Origin of the sequence: Streptomyces smyrnaeus (assembly GCF_017676345.1) — a bacterium.
Classification (GTDB): domain Bacteria; phylum Actinomycetota; class Actinomycetes; order Streptomycetales; family Streptomycetaceae; genus Streptomyces; species Streptomyces smyrnaeus.
This window is the reverse complement of record NZ_JAFFZM010000037.1, coordinates 19,065-38,847: the sequence shown is the minus strand read 5'-3', so window position 1 is coordinate 38,847 and position 19,783 is coordinate 19,065. Positions and strand designations below refer to the sequence as shown.

Sequence of the window (19,783 nt, the reverse complement as noted above, 5' to 3'; positions counted from 1 at the left end):
TGACGCACCGCGCACGGCGGGACGCACTCCGGTTGGGCCACAGGCGACCGCTCGCCGTCAGTGCGAGGCCGCCGGAGCCGACGGGGAAGGTCCTGTCGGCTCCTTTCCGAACCGGGCGCCCCGGCAGCACACGCCAGTAGGCTGAACCCAGCAGCGCGGAACTGCCGAGGCTCCTCGAGGAGGTACATCATGGCCGCCGAGATGGTCGCGCCCGCGTGGATGCACACGCAGATCAGCGCGGAGCAGTACGACTCCTGGTCCGAGGAGCAGTGCGCCGGCATCGAGATCGTGGACGGAATGGTTGTCGTGAGCCCGAGCGCGTCCAAGCGGCACAACCGGCTCGCCCGGATCTTGGCCAACGCCCTGGACGCCGCCGCAGGCCCGGACTGGAACGCCGACACGGACTTCGACGTCCGCCTGCAGGACGTTCCGCTCACCAACCGGCGTCCGGATGTCATCGTGTACCGGGCGGAGACTCTCGACCTGACGCCCACACGTCCGGAGCATGTGCTCCTCGTGGTCGAGGTCGTGTCGCCGGGCTCGGAGACCACCGACCGGATCGTGAAGGTGGACCAGTACGCAAAAGCGGGAATCTGCTTCTACTGGCGGATCGAACAGGCCGCCACCGGTGTCCCGATCGTCTACACCTACGTTCTCGATCCCGCTACCGAAACGTACAGGGACGGCGAGGTGTTCACCGGCGTCATCAAGGCCACCGCGCCCTTCTCCGTCACTGTCGATCTGGGAACCCTCTGACAGCGCCGAAGTGACGCACCGCGCACGGCGGGGCGCACTCCGGTTGGGCCGCAGGCGACCGGCCGCCGTCAGTGCGAGGCCCGTGCGCCGCCCGTCGCCTCCCAGCCGGCCACCGCGAGGGCACGGTAGGCGGCGTAGGCGGCGGCGGGATCGCCCTCGTCTACCCATGGGACGGCGCCGACGTGCCCGTCGACGGCGGCGAGGGCTTCCATGGCCTCGCCGTAGCGTTCGGCGCGGACGAGGAACCAGACGAGCAGATGGAGCACGTGCGGGCGGACCGGGTGGTCGTCCTCGACCTGGTCGACCGCGTACTCGGCGGCCTCGACGGCCTTGCTGATCTCCTCGCTCCGGTAGAGGCCGCGGACCATGTTCACCTCGGGCAGGTGGTCGTAGGCCGCGAACAGCGGGAGCGCGGGGAGCAGGGTGCCTTCGGGGGCGTGCGCGGCGGCGGTGCGGGCGAAGTCGTCGGCCTGCTGCTTGGACCCCACGGCCTTGGCCGACCAGTAGGGCAGCGCCGCGAGATGGGCGCCCATGTGCGTGGGCGCCAGTCGGCGGACGGTGGCCCACAGGGACTCGAAATCGGCCTCGCGGTAGCCGAGGTGGCGGGCGATGAACAGCTCGGTGATGTACGGCGTCGGGTCGGTGGGGGCCAGCTTCGCGGCGTCGCGCGCCACCTCGCGGGCCTCCTCCAGGATGATGCGGTAGGCGCTGGAGTTGGCGTCGGCCAGCGCTTGGAAGACCAGGAACTGCGCGTACACCTGCGCGCCCCCGTGGTCGCGCGGCTGCTGGGCGCGCCACTCCCGCAGCCAGCGGGCGTCCGGCAGCGCGGTGGGCCGGTCCTTGCTGAAGGACACGCCTGCGGCACCGGCGTCGGGCGGCCCCTCGGCTCCCGCCGCCTTGCCGCCCGCTTCCCCGGTGTGCGCCCGGGAGCTCGCGAGCTCCATCGCCGCCGCGCCCGCCAGCGACTGCACCCGCTGCCAGCGCAGCTCGTACTCGTCCCCCGTGAAGGCCAGCAGCCGTGCCACCGGCTGATAGTCCTGGGTGCGCTGGGTCTCCTCCAGCGCCTCGACCAGCTCCCGGTCGGGGCCGGGCAGCCGTACGTCGAGCTCGTCGGCGGGGACGAAGCCGTATCCGGCACTCGGATCGACCGCGCGGAGCGGCCCCGCGCCGCCCTGCCCGAGGCTTTGCCGCAGCCGCCTGCGGCGCATCGCCGGGTAGACGGCCACACCGAAGATGGCGACGAGTGCGATCAGGAGGAGCAGGGCTTCCATGACGTCGGATCTCCACGCTGTGACGGGCTGGGCATCTCCCGGCCAAAGTCCCCCGGCTACCGCTGGGAGGCGCCCCCGGAAGGGAAGGCTGGGTCGGGACCGTGCGGAGGGGCCGGGCTCGGCCTGAGCCCGCCCCACTCCACCGTACGGCCCACTAGTCTCGCCTCCATGAGTGAGCAGCGCGACAACGGCATCGGCAGCGGGGCCGACGACACCCCGAAGACCCCGCAGACACAGCACGGCTTCGAGACCCTCGCCATCCACGCGGGCCAGGCCGCCGACGAGAGCACGGGGGCGGTGGTACCGCCCATCCACCAGGTCTCCACCTACAAACAGGACGGCGTCGGGGGGCTGCGCGGCGGCTACGAGTACAGCCGCTCGGCGAACCCGACCCGCACCGCCCTGGAGGAGAATCTGGCCGCGCTGGAGGGCGGCAGGCGCGGCCTCGCCTTCGCCTCGGGGCTGGCCGCCGAGGACTGCCTGCTGCGCACCCTGCTCACCCCCGGCGACCATGTGGTCATCCCCGACGACGCGTACGGCGGCACCTTCCGGCTCTTCGCGCGGGTCGCCGAGCGGTGGGGGGTGCAGTGGTCGGTGGCCGACTCCTCCGACCCGGCCGCCGTACGGGCCGTGCTGCGCGAGCGCACCAAGGCGGTGTGGGTGGAGACCCCCTCCAACCCGCTGCTGGGCATCACCGACATCGCGGCGGTCGCCGAGGTGGCGCACGGCGCGGGCGCGCGGCTGGTCGTCGACAACACCTTCGCCAGCCCCTATCTGCAGCAGCCGCTCGCGCTCGGCGCCGATGTCGTCGTGCACTCGACGACCAAGTACATGGGCGGCCACTCCGACGTGGTGGGCGGCGCGCTGGTCGTCGCCGATCCCGCGCTCGGTGACGAGCTGGCCTTCCACCAGAACGCGATGGGCGGCATCGCCGGGCCCTTCGACTCCTGGCTGGTGATGCGCGGCATCAAGACACTGGGCGTCCGGATGGACCGACACGGGGAGAACGCGGCCCGCGTGGTGCAGCTGCTGACCGCGCACCCGAAGGTGGCGGAGGTCTTCTACCCCGGGCTGCCCACCCACCCCGGGCACGAGATCGCGGCCAAGCAGATGCGCGGCTTCGGCGGGATGGTGTCCTTCCGGGTCGAGGGCGGCGAGGAGGCCGCGGTGCGGGTGTGCGACCGGGCGCAGCTGTTCACCCTGGGCGAGTCGCTGGGCGGGGTGGAGTCGCTGATCGAGCACCCGGGGCGGATGACGCACGCCTCGGCGGCGGGCTCCGCGCTGGAGGTGCCGGCCGATCTGGTCCGCCTCTCGGTGGGCATCGAATCGGCCGACGATCTGCTGGCGGACCTGACCCGGGCGCTGGAGTAGGCACTCCGCAGGGGTGTGGCGGGGCGGGTCACCAGCCCCCGGCGGGCGGAGTCGTCACCGGAGGCGGGTCGGACCAGGGCTGGATGACGAGGCTCCACACGGCCAGTGCCAGCAGTCCCGCCAACACCCCTGTCCACAGCGCCGTCCGCAGGGCCCGACGCCGCCGCAGCAGACGGGCCCCCTCCGCGAGGGCCCGCTCCGCGAGGTCGGCGGGCACGGGTTCGGCGGTGCGCTGCTCCAGCAGACGCCGTACCTCGGCCTCCTTGCGGTCAGGCAGGCTCATGCGCCGCCTCCGCTTCCTCGCGCGGGCCGCTCCTGCTGCGCCTGCCGTACCCGCTGTGCCCGCTGTCCGGGCCGTTCCTGCTGTGCCCGCCGCTGTGCGGGGCGTCAGGCGGGCGGCTGAGCAGCGTGGCCATGGCGCGGGTGTGCAGTGCGCGCACCCGTTCGACGGGGAGTCCCAGCCCGGCGGCGACCTGCTCCTCGGCCACCCCCTCGTACAGCCGCAGCACCAGCACCAGCCGTTCCTGCGGGGGCAGCACGCCCAGCAGTCCGCCGCGCGGACGGCGGTGCCGTCGGCCGGTGTGGGCGAACCGTGCGGCCAGCGTCTGCCGGGTGCGCTCGTAGGGGTCCTCGCCGCGCAACCGGCTCCAGTCGGCGCGGGTCCGCGCGAGCGCCCGCACCAGCAGCCGCTCCGCCTCGGGTGCGGCGCCGGGCGGTTCGGCGGTCAGCAGCGTGGCGGCATGCAGCAGTCGGCCACCCGCGCCCGCGACGAACGCCTCGAACTCCCGGGCGCGGAGGCGCTCCTGCCGTGCCTGACGCTCTCGCACGCCGCCTCCCGTGCCGCCTATAGGACGGCAGGGCTGCAGATCAAATCAAGAGGCGCGTCAAGGGCTTTCGGGAGCTCAGGAGTCGGTACTGGGGGGCTGCGCGAGGCTGCTCGGGTTCAGTTCGAGCATCGCCTTGTTGAAGCGGGTGAGAAGTTTGCAGAACGTGCCGCGTTCGTCCTCCGACCAGTCCTTGGTGATGAGCTGCATCAGATTGCGTCGCGAGGAGCGGACCTCCTCCAGCCGTGCCTCGCCGCGCGGCGAGAGCTGGAGGACGACCGCGCGCCCGTCCTCGGGGTGCGAGGTGCGCTTGACCAGGCCCGACTCGACCAGCGGGGCGACCTGCCTGGTCACCGTCGAGGAGTCGATGCCCATACCGGCGGCGAGCGCCTTGACGCCCATGGGGCCCTCCTGGTCGAGGCGGTTGAGCAGGAGGTAGGCCGCACGGTCCATCGAGTTGCGGGCCTGGCCGAGCCCGCCGAGCCTGGTCTGCTCCGCACGCCGCGCGTACACGGCCAGCTGGTGCTGCATGGCATCCAGTACGGCGGCTCCGGAGGTGGGGCCGGAAGCGGCTTCCAAGGCGGCACCGTGGTCGGCAGGCACCGCGGGGTCTTCGTCCGGCGCGTCGGGGGTGTCTGTCGTCATGTCCGGGTGCGTGGGCATGGCAGGTGCGCTCACTTCGTCGATCTGCGGGATTTTTTGTGGAGTTTTGACAGTTTTGGGGTGGTCTGTTGGGTGCATCGACCTGAGGTGGTGGCCACAGAGTACGCGGAGCGGGCCGGTGACGTACCTCCAGTGCACAAACCAGTGACGCGGACCACGCGGACCACCCCGCACCGAGCCCGGCACGCCCTCGCCGCCCCTCACCCCGGCGGCCGGCTGCCCGGCGGCCCGCCCACCGGCCGGTCGACTGCCAGACTGGCGGAATGGTCACCAGTGCACCCCCCGCTGCCACCTCCCACCACCGCGAACTGCCCGTCTCGCTGGACGATGTACGCCACGCCCACAAGACCCTCGCGGGAGTCGCCCGCACGACGGCCGTGGAGGGCACCCGGCACCTCTCCTCGCTGGTCGGCTCCCCCGTCCACCTCAAGTGCGAGAACCTCCAGCGCACCGGGTCGTTCAAACTGCGCGGCGCCTATGTGCGGATCGCGGGACTCGCACCCGAGGAGCGGCGGCGCGGGGTGGTCGCGGCGAGCGCCGGCAACCACGCGCAGGGTGTCGCGCTGGCGGCCTCACTGCTGGGGGTGACCTCCACGGTCTTCATGCCGGTGGGTGCCCCGCTGCCCAAGGTCGCCGCCACCCGCGAGTACGGGGCGCGGGTGCGGATGCACGGCCAGGTCGTGGACGAGACGCTGGAGGCCGCCAAGGAGTACGCGCACGCCACCGGCGCCGTCCTCATCCACCCCTTCGACCACCCGCACGTGGTGGCGGGCCAGGGGACGCTGGGCCTGGAACTGCTGGAGCAGTGCCCCGAGGTGCGCACCGTCGTGGTGGGTGTCGGCGGCGGCGGGCTGCTCGCCGGAATGGCCGTCGCCATCAAGTCGCTGCGCCCCGACGTGCGACTGATCGGAGTGCAGGCCGAGGGGTCGGCCGCGTATCCGCCGTCGCTGCGGGCCGGGCGCCCGGTGGCGCTGGACTCGGTCTCGACGATGGCGGACGGCATCAAGGTCGGCAAGCCGGGAGAGGTGCCGTTCGAGATCATCCGCACCCTGGTCGACGACATCCGCACGGTCTCCGAAGACGCCCTCTCCAGCGCCCTGTTGCTCTGCCTGGAGCGCGCCAAGCTCGTGGTGGAGCCCGCGGGGGCGAGCTCGGTCGCGGCGCTGCTGTCGGCGCCGCACAGCTTCGAGGGTCCGGTCGCGGCGGTGCTCTCTGGTGGGAACGTCGACCCCCTCGTCATGCAGCGGACGCTGCGCCACGGCATGGCGGCGGCGGGGCGCTACCTCTCGTTGCGGCTGCGGCTGTCGGACCGGCCCGGAGCGCTCGCGGCGCTGCTGGGGGAGCTGTCGGTGATGGACGCCAACGTGCTGGACGTGAGCCATGTGCGGACCGACCCGCGGCTCGGCCTGGACGAGGTGGAGGTCGAGCTGCACCTGGAGACCAAGGGCCCCGAGCACTGCGTGGAGGTCGCCTCCGGGCTGCGTGCGGCGGGGTACACGGTGATGAGCTGACCCGGTCCTCCGGCGCGACGGCGGACAGAGGCGCAGGAGCCGCAGGAAGACGCAGGAAGACGCAGGAGCCGCAGGAAGACGCGGACGGCCGCGACGAACGCGGACTATCGCGTATCGCTTGACGCGATACATCGCGTCCTTTCATACTGCTGTGCGACGGGCTGAAGCCCGTCGCGTATCTGTACATGCCGGAACTGTCCGGCGGATCTAGCATCTTCTTAGAGCGTCACGCTCCACACTCTGGGAGTCCATCCATGCCAGGTGCCATTTACGCCGAGGGGCTGGTGAAGACCTTCGGCGAGGTGAGGGCTCTGGACGGCGTCGATCTCGACGTCCCCGAATCCACCGTGCTCGGCCTGCTGGGGCCCAACGGCGCGGGCAAGACCACCACCGTCCGGGTGCTGACCACCCTCCTGCGGCCCGACGCGGGCCGGGCCGTCGTCGCCGGGATCGACGTGCTCAAGAACCCCACGGCGGTGCGCCGCTCGATCGGCCTCTCGGGCCAGTTCGCCGCCGTCGACGAGTATCTGACCGGCCGCGAGAACCTGCAGATGGTCGGGCAGCTCTACCAGATGTCCGCACGCGACGCGAAGAAGCGGGCCAACGAACTGCTGGAGCGCTTCAACCTGGCCGACGCCGCCGACCGTACGACCAAGACGTACTCGGGCGGCATGCGCCGCCGGCTCGACCTCGCCGCCGCGCTGGTCGTCAGCCCGCCCGTGATGTTCATGGACGAGCCGACCACCGGTCTCGACCCGCGCAACCGGCAGCAGTTGTGGGAGGTCATCGAGGAACTGGTCGCGGGCGGCACCACGCTGCTGCTGACCACGCAGTACCTGGAGGAGGCCGACCGGCTCGCGCACGACATCGCCGTGGTGGACCACGGCACGGTCATCGCCCGCGGCACCTCCGACCAGCTCAAGGCCCAGACCGGCGGTGAGCGCATCGAGGTCGTCGTCCACGAGCGCGAGGACATCCCCGCGGCCCAGCAGGTCCTCGACAGCCACGGGATGCGCGGCACGGCCTGCGAGGGCTGCACCGTCGAGCAGCACACCCGCAAGCTGACCGTCCCGGTCACCGGCGGGGCCAAGCTGCTCGCCGAGGTCATCAGGGAGCTGGACACCCGGGGCATCGAGATCGACGACATCGGCCTGCGCCGCCCCACCCTCGACGACGTCTTCATCTCCCTGACCGGCCACGCCGCCGAAGGCGAGCGGGAGCCGAAGGCAGCCGAGCAGAACGCGACCGAAGACACGCCCGAGCCCCAGGAGGCCACCAAGTGACGGCCACAGCACCGGCCGCGTCGCCCACCACCCCCCGTGGCCGCGGCGGCATCACACAGTCGATAACCGACTCACTCGTGATGGCCAAGCGCAACCTGATACGCATGGTGCGCATCCCCGAGGTCGTCATCTTCGGACTGATCCAGCCGATCATGTTCGTGGTGCTGTTCAGCTATGTCTTCGGCGGCTCCATCAAGGTCCCCGGCGCCGGGACGGACGCCGGCTCCTATCGCGAGTTCCTGATGGCCGGCATCTTCGCGCAGACCGTCACCTTCGCGACGGCGGGCGCCGGCGCCGGTATCGCCGAGGACATGCACAAGGGCCTCGTCGACCGGTTCCGCTCGCTGCCGATGACCCGCGGCGCCGTACTGACCGGGCGCACCATCGCCGACCTGGTGCAGACGGCGCTGACCCTGGTCGTCCTCGCCATCGTCGCGGCGCTCGTCGGCTGGGCCCCGCACCACGGGCTCCTCGACGCCCTGGCCGGCTTCGGTCTGCTGTTGCTGCTCGGGTACGCGTTCACCTGGATCGGCGCCCTGATCGGACTGTCCGTACGCACTCCGGAGGCGGCCACCTCCGGCGGGTTGATCTGGCTGTTCCCGCTGACCTTCATCTCCGTCGCGTTCGTGCCCTCGCAGAACATGCCCGCCTTCCTGCAGCACGTCGCGGAGTGGAACCCGTTCAGCGCGACGGTGGTCGCCTGCCGCGAGCTGTTCGGCAACCTGCCGCCCGGCTACCCGGTCCCGGACGCCTGGCCGATGCAGCACCCGGCCTGGGCCTCGCTGCTGTGGTCGGTCGCCATCATCGTGGTCTTCCGCACCCTGGCGGTCCGCAAATACCGCTCGGCGACGGGGTGAGCCCACCCAGCACGCCGCACGACCCACCACCTACCGTCGAACGGCGGACGGCCCGCGCCGCAGCGCGGGCCGTCCGCCGTTCGTCGTCGCAAAGGGCACCTCCGGCCGAAGGCGCGGAGGTTCCGCCATCAGCCCTGGTAGGGCTTGGCCTCCAGGATGCGCACGGAGGCCATCTTGCCGTTCGGCAGCTCGTACTCGGCGTCCTGGCCGACCTTCTTGCCCATCACACCGGAGCCCAGGGGCGATTGCGGAGAGTAGGTCTCGATCTCCGAGCTGGCGTACTCGCGGGACGCCAGCAGAAAGGTGATGGTGTCGTCCTCGTCGCCGTCGAAGGCGATCTTGACCACCATGCCGGGCTCGACCACACCGTCGTCCGCCGGAGCCTCACCGACCTTCGCGTTCTCCAGGAGCTGCTGAAGCTGCCGGATCCGCAGCTCCTGCTTGCCCTGCTCCTCCTTGGCCGCGTGGTACCCGCCGTTCTCGCGGAGGTCGCCCTCTTCGCGAGCCGCCTCGATCTTCTTGGAGATCTCGGTGCGTGCAGGACCCGACAGGTACTCCAGCTCGGCCTTGAGCTGGGAGTACGCCTCCTGGGTCAGCCAGGTGACGTTGTCGCTGGTCTGGGTCACAGGTGCTCCTCGTCGGTACTGGGATATCAGCTGATGCAGCAAACGCCCTACCAGAAAGGGTGCGCCTTCACTGGTGGGCGAAACCACGAGCTTAACAATTTCGGCGGAAAAGGGAAGAAGGCCCTGTCTCCGTCGCAGGTCAGCGAGGTCCGCGGAGCCTGCCGCCCAGCCGGGTCGCAGCCGGAGCCGGGCCGCGGCCGGGCTACCTCTTCTCGCAGCCCACCAGCTCGGCGGTGGTGGCGCGGTCCGTGACCCGCATCGTGAAGACCCTGTCGATGCGGGAGCTTCCCGAGGGGAACTCGACCTGCTTGCGGCCGACCTCGCTGCCGTCCTCCGCACGGGCACGCAGCGTGCACACGCCCTCGGCACCGGCGTCCTTGCGCACCTCCAGGTGCACCTCGACCGCGCGGTCGGAGACGGCCTTCCACTTGATCAGCTCGCCGCTCACATCCTGGCCCGAGATGTAGGAGATCCCGATCCAGCCGATCAGCGCGAGCATCAGCACACCGAGCACACCGCCGGTGATCTTCAATCGACGGTCCGTGCGCGCCTCGGCGTCCGCGCTCCCGCCCGCCGAGCGGCCCGCCGTACGCCCGTAACGCCCTTCGGGGACCTGTTGGCGCAGGTCAACCATGGTCCGTTCCTCTCGGCAGATGCTCCGGCGGCGGGCTGCGGACCCGGCCGGAGCTGAGCGGGGTCCTACCGGGAATACATCGCGGTTCTGATTCGGTCACTATAGAAGCCGCTCGCGAAACCGCCGAAGGCGGGCCGGGCCGATGGCGGAGCCGCTTTGACCTATGAGGATTGAGTTGTGACTGAGCAACTGCGACTGATGGCTGTGCACGCGCACCCCGACGACGAGTCGAGCAAGGGCGCGGCCACCATGGCGAAGTACGTCGACGAGGGGGTGGACGTGCTCGTCGCGACGTGCACGGGGGGTGAGCGGGGCTCCATCCTCAACCCGAAGCTCCAGGGCGACACCTACGTCGAGGAGCACATCCACGAGGTGCGCCGCAAGGAGATGGACGAGGCCAGGGAGATCCTGGGCGTGAAGCAGGCCTGGCTGGGCTTCGTCGACTCCGGCCTGCCCGAGGGCGACCCGCTGCCGCCGCTGCCGGAGGGCTGCTTCGCCCTGCAGGACGTGGACGAGGCCGCCGGCGCGCTGGTGCGGCTCATCCGCGAGTTCCGCCCGCAGGTGATCACCACCTACGACGAGAACGGCGGTTACCCGCACCCCGACCACATCATGACCCACAAGATCTCGATGGTCGCCTTCGAGCACGCCGCGGACACCGAGAAGTACCCCGAGGCGGAGTTCGGCCCGGCCTGGCAGCCGCAGAAGCTCTACTACAACCAGGGCTTCAACCGGCAGCGCACCGAGGCGATGCACAACGCGATGCTGGAGCGCGGACTGGAGTCGCCGTACACGGAGTGGCTGGAGCGCTGGGAGAAGATGGGGATCAAGGAGCGCCGGATCACCACCTACGTACCCTGCGGCGACTTCTTCGAGATCCGCGACAAGGCACTGATCGCGCACGCCACCCAGATCGACCCCGACGGCGGCTGGTTCCGCGTTCCGTTGGAGATCCAGCGGGACGTGTGGCCGACCGAGGAGTACGAGCTGGCGAAGTCGCGCGTGGCCACCTCCCTCCCCGAGGACGACCTCTTCGCGGGGATCCGCGAGAATTGATGGTATGAGCCCGACGCAGACAACGCTCGTCCAGGTCCTCCCGCTGGCGAAGGACCTGGACGAGAACAAGGTGACCCCCGGTGTGCTCGGCTTCATCGTCTTCGCGGTGATCGGCGCCGCCGTGTGGATGCTGATGAAGTCGATGAACAAGCACATGAAGCGCGTGGACTTCGAGGAGCAGCCCGCCCAGGAGCAGCCCGCGCCGGGGGACGGCCCCGAGAAGACCGGGGCGGACGACGACGCCCCCGCCCGGACCGCCGCCTCGGCACCCCCGAAGCGAACGGGCTGAACCCGGCGGGCCCGCACACTCCTCCCGCCCCGTCGCCTGCGACCTGAGTCCGTCTGGAGAACGACATGCTGTTCGGCAGGTTCAAAAACCGCGTCCCCACCGCCGAGGAGGCCCTGAAGGGCCGCCCGGAACCGGCCTACGCGGTGCCCGAGCGTCACACCGTGCTCGGCACGGCTCTGCAGGGCCCGTACCCGGAAGGCCTGGAGGTCGCCGACTTCGGTATGGGCTGCTTCTGGGGCGCCGAGCGCGTCTTCTGGACGACGGAGGGCGTCTGGACGACCCTCGTCGGCTACCAGGGCGGCTCCACCCCCAACCCGACGTACGAGGAGGTCTGCTCGGGCCTCACCGGCCACGCCGAGGTCGTACGGGTCGTCTTCGACCCGGCGAAGGTCTCCTACGAAGCCCTGCTCAAGCGCTTCTGGGAGGCCCACGACCCGACCCAGGGCTTCCGCCAGGGCAACGACACCGGCACCCAGTACCGCTCGGCCGTCTACACCCACTCCCCCGCGCAGGCTGCCGCCGCCGAAGCCTCCCGCGCCGCCTACCAGCAGGTCCTCACCGCCTCCGGCCACGGCGACATCACCACGGAGCTCCTCCCCGCCGAGGACCGCCCCTTCTACCCGGCCGAGGGCTACCACCAGCAGTACCTGGACAAGAACCCGGCCGGCTACTGCGGCATCGGCGGCACGGGCGTGAGCTGCCCCACTGGGATCGCCCCCGCTGGAAGCTGAAGGACCGCCTTCTCACTCGTTCGGGCGACGTGGTCGGTCCCGCACTCGATACGCTGCTCCCAGGGATCAGAATCTCGCCCATGGGAGCAGCAATGACCACCTCCAGCGCCGGGCAGCCACTCATCCCTCAGCCGCCTGCCACCGTCACGGCCCTCCGCCAGGCCATCGCGCAGATCGCGCCTGCCGCCCTGCCGGCCTTCACCCGGGAACTGGATCAGGCCGCCGATCAGTCCCGTCAGGCTTCCGACCTTGCTCCCCTCCAGCGGTTCATCGCTCAGTGGGCCGTCCACGTCCACATTCAGCGGCAGCCGGGTCTCGCGGAAGAGTTCCGTCGCTGGGAGGACACCGCGCAGACTGGTAACGCGCCGCAGGCCCGACGCGCCGCGTCCGCCATCGGCAAGATCCTCGACGACGCACACGCCGCGCTCGGCCTACCACCCCGGTGAGCACCGACTGGCGCTGGGAGTACGACCCCGACCACGCGCATGTGGCAGGCGGCACCCCCGCTCACGTGGTGACCGAAGTGGAGCGTCTCGCGGGGGAACTGACCGACCTGGCCGGGATGGGGATCGACGTCAGCGACTTCGGCAACGGCCCGCGACCGGGCGGTCTGCGTCGCATGGACGCGGCCGACGGCTGGTTCTACTTCCTGGTATCACCCAGAGACCATTTGATTGTGATCGTCCGCATCATGCCGCCGTTCCTCGACATCTAGACCGACCCGCCACCGTCGCACGGCGGACGGGGGCACCTGGCAGCGCACCCTCACAGGCACGGGCGTCAAGCTAAGTGGCCCACCCGAGGGTGGCTCCTGCCCCACGGGGATCATGCCCACGGCGAGTGAGACGCGCCGTTTTCACGGGCTGGGCGACCCAGTTCCACCCGTGTTGGAGCGGTGACCGGTGACGCGAACTAGGGTCGCGGGCATGACTGATTTCCTTCAGGTGGCGACGGCGACGGAGACTCGCGAGCAAGCCACGACGCTTGCGGGGTCGGTGGTGACGGCCCAGCTTGCGGCCAGTGCGCAGATCGTCGGTCCGGTGGTCTCCGTCTTCTGGCATCTGGGCGAGTTCGGCACGGGGGAAGAGTGGCAACTGCTGTTCAAGACCCGTGCCGACCGGTACGCAGATCTTGAGGCGCACCTCTTGGAACACCACCCGTGGAAGAACCCGGAGGTGTCGGCCGTGCCGATCTTGGCAGGTTCGGATGCCTACCTGCGCTGGGTGGAGCGGACCACTGACCCGAACCCTGCGGACTGACCTCTCACGCTCTGGCCTTCTCCAGCACTTCGGCGACGGCCGGAAGGTCGTGGTGATCGCTGAGCTGCTGGAGGATCGGGGCGAGGCGCTGCCGTGGGCGGACGGACGCCACTCCGGCTGACAGCTCCAGTACCCGGCTGATGATTGCCGTGACCTGCTCGATCTCTCCCGCAGCGAGGTAGGAGTCCGCGAGCCACGACAGATAGAGGCTCTTGTCCCGTGCGTGGGCGTCGTCGTACCGGGTGAGCACGTCTTCGAGGACGGGGACCGCGCGCAGTGGCCGGCGCAGCTCGGTCCAACAGCGGCCGGTCATGATCTGGAGTTCGTTACGGTCGACCCATGATGACCAGTCGGGCTGCGGGCTTCCGTCGCTCTCGCTGAGGGCACCTTCCGCGACGTTCAAAGCGCGTTCGGTCTCGCTGGCGTTCCCTGCGACGGCATAGGCCCATGCCAGTCGTTCATGCAGCAGTGCGCGTACCCCGGGCGGGGCGTCGGGGCCTGCGGTGCGGCATGCCTGGACGGCGGTCTTCATCCCGGCGGAACGGTCCGTGTTGATCTTCTGGTAGGCGAGGAAGGCCAGGGCGTTCCCGGCCAGGGCGGCGTCTTTCGCCTCGGTGGCGGCCTGGTGGCTGTCCTCGTAGAGGCTCCGGGCATCGGTGTGATTGCCCGCGTCGAACGCGGCCCATCCTGCTTGCTGCGCCTGCTCGGAGAGCACTGACAGAAGCGCGCGCCCGGTCTCCTCCGTATAGCTGCCCTCTCGCAGCATCGTCTTGGTTGCTTGGTACTCGCCGAGGTAGACGCGGTAGGTGTCTCCACCGCCGAGGACGTCATCGAGGCGCCGCAGTCGTGCCGTGCGGTGGCGCAACTGGTCCGGCACGTCTCGGCCGATGTGTCGGCCTGCCTTGATCTGGGTCAGTTCGGGCAGGCCGAGTACCAGGCCTGCTCCGGCCGAGCTTTTGAAGAATTCCCTGCGCAGCACTGATTCGCTTCCCTCTCGCGTGGCGGGCGTGGAGCGTGCTGAGGCGGTAGGGGCGTGATCGGATACGGTTGCTGCTTCCCAGTCTCGGGGGGCGAGGCCGAGTAGGTCTCCGGGAATGCGTAAGGCGTCGGCGATTGCCGCGATCTTGTCGAATGACGTGATGCGACCCTGGCCACGGGCGAGGGTGCCGACACGTTCGGGCTTGATGTCACATTCGGCGGCGATCTTGGAATAGCTGATCTTGGCCAGTTGGCGGGCAAGGGAGAAAACCGCGCCGAAGTCGTGAGCCACGATCGCGGCGCGCATCTCGGGGTGGCTGAGGAGTTCTCGCGGTAGTGCGGTCGGCGGTTGATAACCAGTCATCGTCTGCCCCGTTGCGCCTGCTGGTGACAGTGTGTCGCGAAGCCTGACCGTCAGCCTACCCATCATGGGGATAGCCACGGGCGGGAAGCCATCGCCGTTCCCTCCCAGCACAGTTGGCACGCGAGAGACCCCCGCGACCGATGCGAACGGTCCGGGGGCGTGGTCAACGCTGTGTAGGAGCGTCAACGTGGCAAACCCTATCCCTCAATTCGTGCGATGGCTGTTGCAACTCTTGCTGCCCGGTGCGGGTCGTCATCGCACAGTCGAGACAGCATCCCCGGCGATTCCTGGCGACACCCCGACCCTGATGCTTCCGCGCGTACATCGGGTCTTCGATCGGTCTTCGCTGCGTGGCGAAAATGTCGGCCTGGTCCGGCCCTATGTCGTGGCACACGAGAAGCGGGAAGCACAGCAGCGGGAGCGGCTTCGTCGTGGGGTGCTGGCGTACAGCGGTACGACATGGCGGTGATGAGGTGAGCGGCCACCGGCATGAGGACGTGCCGCGCCGGTTCAAGGTGGCTGGCGATGTGCGCTTGGTCGATGACCGGTTCCACATCCCGGTTCAGGTCTTTCGGGGTGACGTTCACGTCTCGACCGAGTCGGCTGTGCTGTCCGTGGATGATGCCGCCTTGCTGGAAGCACAGTTGACGCGGCTCCTGTGCGAGAGAGCGGGCCTGGCACCACAGGGGCGGAAGGGCGCACTGAGTCCTTGGAGGCCGTACTGATGGCGGAGGCCCAAGGAAAGCAGCAAAGCCGCGGCCACGGGCAGAAAGATCAGGCGACGAAGCGAGAAGAGTTGGAGGCGGCCGTGCGCAAGCTCAACAAGTGGTCGTCGGGTGGTGGCGGGCGTTGAAACCGCTGTCGCCCTGAGACGGCCCGACGCCCGCGTTCCCCGTTCCCGTCGATGGACGGGGAGTCGGGCCACGCGGAACAACCGCATACGCAATACCGGACCACCCCTCGCCTGGACAGCATCCGGGGTGGTCCGGCTGGGGATCGTTCACGGACCCCAGTGCCGTGGTACCGGGGTCGTCATCGTGCTCTCGTTCGGCACGGCCCACACGGTCAACGTCAGACGGCATGCGGAGAAGGGGACTTGAGACGGATGTGCGGCCCTGGGAACGGTAGGTTCGACGGTGAGGCGGCTGCCAGTCTGGACGAAGAATTGTGGGTGCGCGGACTGGACTACGTGGGTGGATGGCGGGACGCGGAGGACACGAGCGAAGAGCTGTTGCACGCACTGAGAGCCGCAGGACTCGACACTGGTGATCTGCGGGCGCGGGCTGATGCAACTGCGGACGGCTCGGGCGTGGTCCGGCTGGCGGTCCCGGTGGAAACTGCTCGGGAGTTGGCCATGCTGGTGCGGGTCGCGTCTGCCCGACTGCGGGAAGCAGGCTGAGGCCCTACACGGGGGTGCAAAGGGAGGTACAGGCGGGACGTTCTCAAGCGCGTACGGATCTCTGCCACAACGGTGCCCGCATCCGCGCTTGAGGACGTGCCGCTCGGGCGGGGTGGGGGGCGCACTGTAGCTCCCCTTGTACCACGACGCGCAAGCAATTCCCTGACGCCGGCTGCTGCTCGTGGTCACCTCCGCCAACGACAGAGTGCGGACTCCAGCTCGGGCTGGGGCCCGAGAGCCGGCGCTGCTGAAATGCCTCGTGGGCGCACTGGGGACGACGACAGACCTGCGATCAGTGGGGCTCCTCATGAGCTCATGTCGTCTGTCAGCCTGGGGGCGGCTGCCGCCCGGCCGGGACCGGCCGAAGGCCGCACGCCCGGCCGGAGCGGCTAAGCCGTCCCCCAGGGCGCACTCGGAGCGCTCTCTGAGGACACCAGTGGGCAGGCCAGGCCATCATTCCGAGAGGCGACACCCGCTTTAGGAGAGAGGCGGGGGAGTGGGGGCGCTGACCTGGAGCTTCGAGACACCCCCATTGACCGCTGCTGACCCCTGCATCTGGCACGGTTGTGGCACGCGACCTCTTCGCGGCTAGATACACCACTGAGTGGCTGCGATGGTCCGTGGAGCCTTGCCGTGAGTGCTGTGTCAGGAGCTCAGATGCTGGGCTGTCCTTCTGACGCGGTGGTGCTCACTGACGCAGGGCCTGTTTGGGGCCGCTCCAGGCGTCGCTGACGGGCACGGGCCACGCGAGCCGGGGACTGAAACAGGTCGTTCAGCACCTCATCCATGAGTGTCAAGATCTCTTCGGCCGCCTCGTGATCAACGGGGGTGAGATCGCCATGGGCTACCTCATTGCCGCCGAAGCGCACCTCGTGTGCTGCTTCCTTGATGTGCCCACGTAGCAGACCTAGTTGATGGAGCTCATCGATCTTCGCGATCAGGCTCCCTCTGGTGACACCCTTTTCCTTCGCGGACGCTTCGACCACTGCACGGGCAAGTGCAACGGCAGCTCGGTCAGCCTTGATACTCAGACAGTCGTGCGCCTCAACCGCGAGCGACTCGATCGCTGCGGGGACGTCTGGGAACGTCCTGTTGGACTTCGCCGGGGGAAGCCATCGTGGCTGCTGGGCCTGAGGATGGTCCCAGAGATCAGAAGGTGCGTCGTCCCAATCATTCGTACGCTTGAAGTCGGTCCACCCATAGGCGAGGACCAGCCGGCGGCAGTTGGCACATCGATAGGCTTCGAATCCCACGTTGAGACGGCTGTCCTGATCCGGGACCACTTCGGCACCACCGACCGGTCTCATGTGAGCCAGCCGTCCGCACCATCCGCATGTCGTGCTCGCCATAGTCGGAGACTAGTGCGCAACACCCCGATGGGCATGAGATTTGTGAACGTTGCGCTCGCGGACCAGAGCAAGCCGCAGGACAGGACCGTGCCGACACATTCGGAGCCCTCAGCTTGGGGAGCTGCGATCATTTTGCGGTCGGTTCGGCTGCTGACCTGGTGGAACGGCCACGATACGGCCTCGTCGGGCCCGGCTGAATTCACCGTGGTTCCCCGCTGCTCCCCGCTCGATCTGGTGCGGTTGTGGTGCGGACCGTCTCGGTGGTTGCACTTGGGGACTTTCCCAACGTCGTTCTTCGTCGGCGTCGGTGCCAGCGCTCGGGCAGCTCCCCTGTCACGAGCGTTGCTGTCAAAGACACCAGGGTGAGGACACCACGCTCGTCGCGTAGGCCGAGCCCATCAGCCAGCAGCCGGCTACGGCCGTTTGATCCGTCTGACCTAGCTGCGCAGGACGTAGGAGCTTTGCGGTAATGGCTGCTGTGGATCAAAACTCGCTACGGAAGCTCGTGGAAGGCCAGCTCCTTCGACTGGAAGGCAACGCCTTCCAAGACTGCATGGATCGGCTCGGCCTCGTGTTGTACCCCGGCGACTACCAACCCGTGCGGGCAGCCGGGCCGAAGGGCGACACCAAGAACGACGGCTACTGCCCGAAGGCCCGGGTATTTTTCGCGGCGCATGCAACTCGCGGTGAGACGTTTGCCAAGACCAAGGGCAAGATCCGCGGTGACTTGCAGGGCTGCCTCCAGGAGCACCGGGACGTGAAGGTGTGGCGCTTCCTCACCAACGACACGTTGCCCGGCGAGGTCGACCAGTTCATCGATAACACGCTTCGCCCCCTGTACCCCGACGTCACCATCGAGGTCTGGGGACTCAAGACGCTTGCCGATGAGATCAGCAAGCTTAAGCAGGGGCAGGTCGAAAGGATCATCGACGTCATCACGGTGGACGAGCCAGAGTTCGAAGTCGTAGTGCTCAACCACATGAAGACGGGGCGTGACCTCTGGCCAGTCCTCTCAGACTGCCTCGGATGGTTGCCTCATGAGGAACCAAACGACTGTACCGACGACGAGCAGGACCTCATCGACAGTGCGGTCCAAAGCTTCCGAGACTGGAGCGACATCTCAGGAGACATCGAATTCTCTCGCTCCTCAGTGCGGGACGCACAGCGAAGCATCACTGCCATCCTGGACGAGCTCGCCGAGAAGCGGCTTGCCCTCTACGCCGCAACGACAGACGACTACCCCTTTACCGGTGGTCCATCGCCATTCCTGGGGACTGTCGCCATCTTCAGGATCGTTCGTGTAGCCAGTGAGCAGCCACCACCTTCCAATAGTTGAGGTGCGAGCCTTCCCGCAAGCTAGGATTTGATCATCAATTTGGCCGGCCACTGCCGCTTGGAAACGTGATCTACGAGTGATGCTTCGCTCGGATCGACGTCGGCAACTACTCGCTAGTCCAGCGGCTCTTGGCGCCGTAGCCTGCTGGGATGAAGCCGAGAGATCTAGTTGCTGTCCTCAACGTCCCCAAGGATGAGCGGCTTGACCTCATTGCCGAGGGCCTTAAACTGCTCGCCGAACACGTCAGCACGCTGCGGGATGACCTCATCCACCTTCAAGAGGCCGGGCGCAGTCGAGGCGCAGCAGTGATCGACGGTCTCGCCAGCGAGGAAGCGGCGAAGATGCTCATCCTCTGGGATGTCGTTCGTATGGGCTGGACTGACATCGATGCGGTACGGGGGCAGTTGAGGATCTTCTACAGCCACTTGGCCCGAGGGATCTATGCGCGGTTGGTTGAAGGCCGACCGGCAGATCTGGCAGAGGTGCGTGGCTACGCGGAGTCCCTACGCCACAGTCTCTATCTCGACGGTCCCAACGATGTTGACTGGATCTTCCGCAATCGCGTTGAGGCAGATCGTGAAGAGAGTCTGTACGTCGACTACGTCACGAGCGAGGGTGACAGCGCCTGGATCACGCCAGCAAGGCTGAGTGACCTGAAGCTCTCCTCTTGGCCAAGCATGGTGGTCGACCTGGCTCTTGCGCTGCATCGCTTCGGCTGCACGAGCAAGGAGGGGCTGGAGATCATTGCCAAGGAGTGGGAAGGCGTATCTCTGGACGACGACACCCACTGGGTGAAGGTTGAAACGATCAACAAAAGCATCCTGGAGAAGTTGGGCACTGCCGGTCTATACAGCAACGACCTGACGCAAGTGGATGTACGGCTTGCCCTGGAACAGTGGATCTTTCCGCTTGGTGGTGTTGACTTTAGCCCGATCAAGGTCACGAAGACTGAGCTTTTGGCTGAGCGAGAACGGTGGATCGCGCGTCAGTGGCAGTAAGGGAATACCCAGCTGTCAGCTTTACTGTCGAACCTCGGCGCGAGTGATCATGGCCCCGTAAGCTTCCGGCGCATCGGGCAGTCTGTGGACCTGCCCGGTAAAGCACGACGTTGGGGCCATGATCTTCGAGGCTCGCGCCGAAGTGGCTCCGTAAAGCCGTGGAGCCGACCGCCCCAGCCACGACGTACCCGTTCTCTGGCATCAGGTGGCTGGTTGCTGTGCGCGCGG

21 protein-coding genes are annotated in these 19,783 nt (G+C 68.5%); 13 read left to right on the top strand and 8 right to left on the bottom strand.

The features are described 5' to 3' along the window. The first annotated feature begins 189 nt into the window (after positions 1–189). Positions 190–756, top strand: a complete 567-nt coding sequence (locus tag JW613_RS34125; RefSeq protein WP_209214927.1) for a Uma2 family endonuclease — start codon at positions 190–192, stop codon at positions 754–756. A 68-nt stretch (positions 757–824) separates the two neighbouring features. Here JW613_RS34125 and JW613_RS34120 read toward each other — a convergent pair whose 3' ends face one another. Further along, positions 825–2,027, bottom strand: coding sequence for a hypothetical protein (locus JW613_RS34120; protein WP_209214925.1), 1,203 nt, complete (start codon positions 2,025–2,027; stop codon positions 825–827). Between the two features lie 168 nt (positions 2,028–2,195). Between JW613_RS34120 and JW613_RS34115 the strand changes: the two genes are divergently transcribed. Further along, positions 2,196–3,398 (top strand): cystathionine gamma-synthase, encoded by a 1,203-nt coding sequence (locus tag JW613_RS34115; protein WP_245226812.1) that lies wholly within the window; start codon positions 2,196–2,198, stop codon positions 3,396–3,398. Positions 3,399–3,426: 28 nt separating this feature from the next. Here JW613_RS34115 and JW613_RS34110 read toward each other — a convergent pair whose 3' ends face one another. The 3 genes from JW613_RS34110 to JW613_RS34100 all read right to left on the bottom strand — a co-directional run bounded on the left by JW613_RS34110 (position 3,427) and on the right by JW613_RS34100 (position 4,885). Next, positions 3,427–3,681: a hypothetical protein gene (locus JW613_RS34110; protein WP_209214923.1), complete on the bottom strand. Its 255-nt coding sequence runs from the start codon at positions 3,679–3,681 to the stop codon at positions 3,427–3,429. Next, the gene (locus tag JW613_RS34105; RefSeq protein ID WP_209214921.1) at positions 3,668–4,225 is read right to left on the bottom strand and encodes a sigma factor-like helix-turn-helix DNA-binding protein; all 558 of its coding nucleotides are present in this window, start codon (positions 4,223–4,225) and stop codon (positions 3,668–3,670) included. Before JW613_RS34105 ends, JW613_RS34110 begins: the two co-directional genes overlap by 14 nt. A 75-nt stretch (positions 4,226–4,300) precedes the next feature. Next, the gene (locus JW613_RS34100; protein ID WP_372448042.1) at positions 4,301–4,885 is read right to left on the bottom strand and encodes a MarR family winged helix-turn-helix transcriptional regulator; all 585 of its coding nucleotides are present in this window, start codon (positions 4,883–4,885) and stop codon (positions 4,301–4,303) included. Between the two features lie 263 nt (positions 4,886–5,148). Between JW613_RS34100 and ilvA the strand changes: the two genes are divergently transcribed. From ilvA to JW613_RS34085, 3 genes are all read left to right on the top strand, one after another. Further along, positions 5,149–6,396: a threonine ammonia-lyase gene (gene ilvA, locus JW613_RS34095; RefSeq protein WP_209214919.1), complete on the top strand. Its 1,248-nt coding sequence runs from the start codon at positions 5,149–5,151 to the stop codon at positions 6,394–6,396. Positions 6,397–6,650: 254 nt separating this feature from the next. Then, on the top strand, positions 6,651–7,679 hold the full coding sequence (locus JW613_RS34090) for an ATP-binding cassette domain-containing protein (RefSeq protein ID WP_209214912.1): 1,029 nt from the start codon (positions 6,651–6,653) through the stop codon (positions 7,677–7,679). Continuing rightward, positions 7,676–8,536 carry an ABC transporter permease gene (locus JW613_RS34085; protein WP_209214910.1) on the top strand — a complete coding sequence of 287 codons (861 nt, stop codon included), beginning with the start codon at positions 7,676–7,678 and terminating at the stop codon, positions 8,534–8,536. The genes JW613_RS34090 and JW613_RS34085 overlap by 4 nt, the downstream gene beginning before the upstream one ends. Positions 8,537–8,664: 128 nt before the next feature. On the opposite strand, the gene greA is transcribed toward JW613_RS34085, so the two are convergent. Further along, positions 8,665–9,162 (bottom strand): transcription elongation factor GreA, encoded by a 498-nt coding sequence (gene greA / locus JW613_RS34080; RefSeq protein ID WP_209214909.1) that lies wholly within the window; start codon positions 9,160–9,162, stop codon positions 8,665–8,667. 202 nt (positions 9,163–9,364) lie between these two features. Continuing rightward, a complete protein-coding gene (locus tag JW613_RS34075; RefSeq protein WP_209214907.1) occupies positions 9,365–9,796 on the bottom strand; it encodes a DUF4307 domain-containing protein in 432 nt (143 codons plus the stop codon). Between the two features lie 177 nt (positions 9,797–9,973). Between JW613_RS34075 and mca the strand changes: the two genes are divergently transcribed. The 6 genes from mca (at position 9,974) to cutA (ending at position 13,131) form a co-directional block, all read left to right on the top strand. After that, positions 9,974–10,852, top strand: a complete 879-nt coding sequence (gene mca, locus JW613_RS34070; RefSeq protein ID WP_209214905.1) for a mycothiol conjugate amidase Mca — start codon at positions 9,974–9,976, stop codon at positions 10,850–10,852. 4 nt (positions 10,853–10,856) lie between these two features. Continuing rightward, positions 10,857–11,141 carry a hypothetical protein gene (locus JW613_RS34065; protein ID WP_209214903.1) on the top strand — a complete coding sequence of 95 codons (285 nt, stop codon included), beginning with the start codon at positions 10,857–10,859 and terminating at the stop codon, positions 11,139–11,141. A gap of 65 nt (positions 11,142–11,206) precedes the next feature. Beyond that, on the top strand, positions 11,207–11,872 hold the full coding sequence (msrA, locus tag JW613_RS34060) for a peptide-methionine (S)-S-oxide reductase MsrA (RefSeq protein ID WP_209214901.1): 666 nt from the start codon (positions 11,207–11,209) through the stop codon (positions 11,870–11,872). 92 nt (positions 11,873–11,964) lie between these two features. Continuing rightward, complete coding sequence (locus JW613_RS34055) at positions 11,965–12,318, top strand: DUF6247 family protein (RefSeq protein ID WP_209214889.1); 354 nt, start codon at positions 11,965–11,967, stop codon at positions 12,316–12,318. Continuing rightward, positions 12,315–12,587, top strand: coding sequence for a hypothetical protein (locus JW613_RS34050; RefSeq protein ID WP_209214887.1), 273 nt, complete (start codon positions 12,315–12,317; stop codon positions 12,585–12,587). Before JW613_RS34055 ends, JW613_RS34050 begins: the two co-directional genes overlap by 4 nt. 211 nt (positions 12,588–12,798) lie before the next feature. Then, complete coding sequence (cutA, locus tag JW613_RS34045) at positions 12,799–13,131, top strand: divalent-cation tolerance protein CutA (protein ID WP_209214885.1); 333 nt, start codon at positions 12,799–12,801, stop codon at positions 13,129–13,131. Between the two features lie 4 nt (positions 13,132–13,135). Here the strand turns inward: cutA and JW613_RS34040 are convergent, their stop codons facing one another. Then, positions 13,136–14,416, bottom strand: a complete 1,281-nt coding sequence (locus tag JW613_RS34040; RefSeq protein WP_245226810.1) for an NsdA family TPR-like regulatory protein — start codon at positions 14,414–14,416, stop codon at positions 13,136–13,138. Between the two features lie 2,109 nt (positions 14,417–16,525). Further along, complete coding sequence (locus tag JW613_RS34035; RefSeq protein WP_209214883.1) at positions 16,526–17,221, bottom strand: DUF4145 domain-containing protein; 696 nt, start codon at positions 17,219–17,221, stop codon at positions 16,526–16,528. 469 nt (positions 17,222–17,690) lie between these two features. On the opposite strand from JW613_RS34035, the gene JW613_RS34030 reads away from it, so the two are divergent. Together JW613_RS34030 and JW613_RS34025 are read left to right on the top strand one after the other, a co-directional pair. Further along, positions 17,691–18,557: a hypothetical protein gene (locus tag JW613_RS34030; protein ID WP_245226808.1), complete on the top strand. Its 867-nt coding sequence runs from the start codon at positions 17,691–17,693 to the stop codon at positions 18,555–18,557. Between the two features lie 149 nt (positions 18,558–18,706). Beyond that, on the top strand, positions 18,707–19,555 hold the full coding sequence (locus JW613_RS34025) for a hypothetical protein (RefSeq protein ID WP_209214881.1): 849 nt from the start codon (positions 18,707–18,709) through the stop codon (positions 19,553–19,555). Positions 19,556–19,783: the final 228 nt, after the last annotated feature.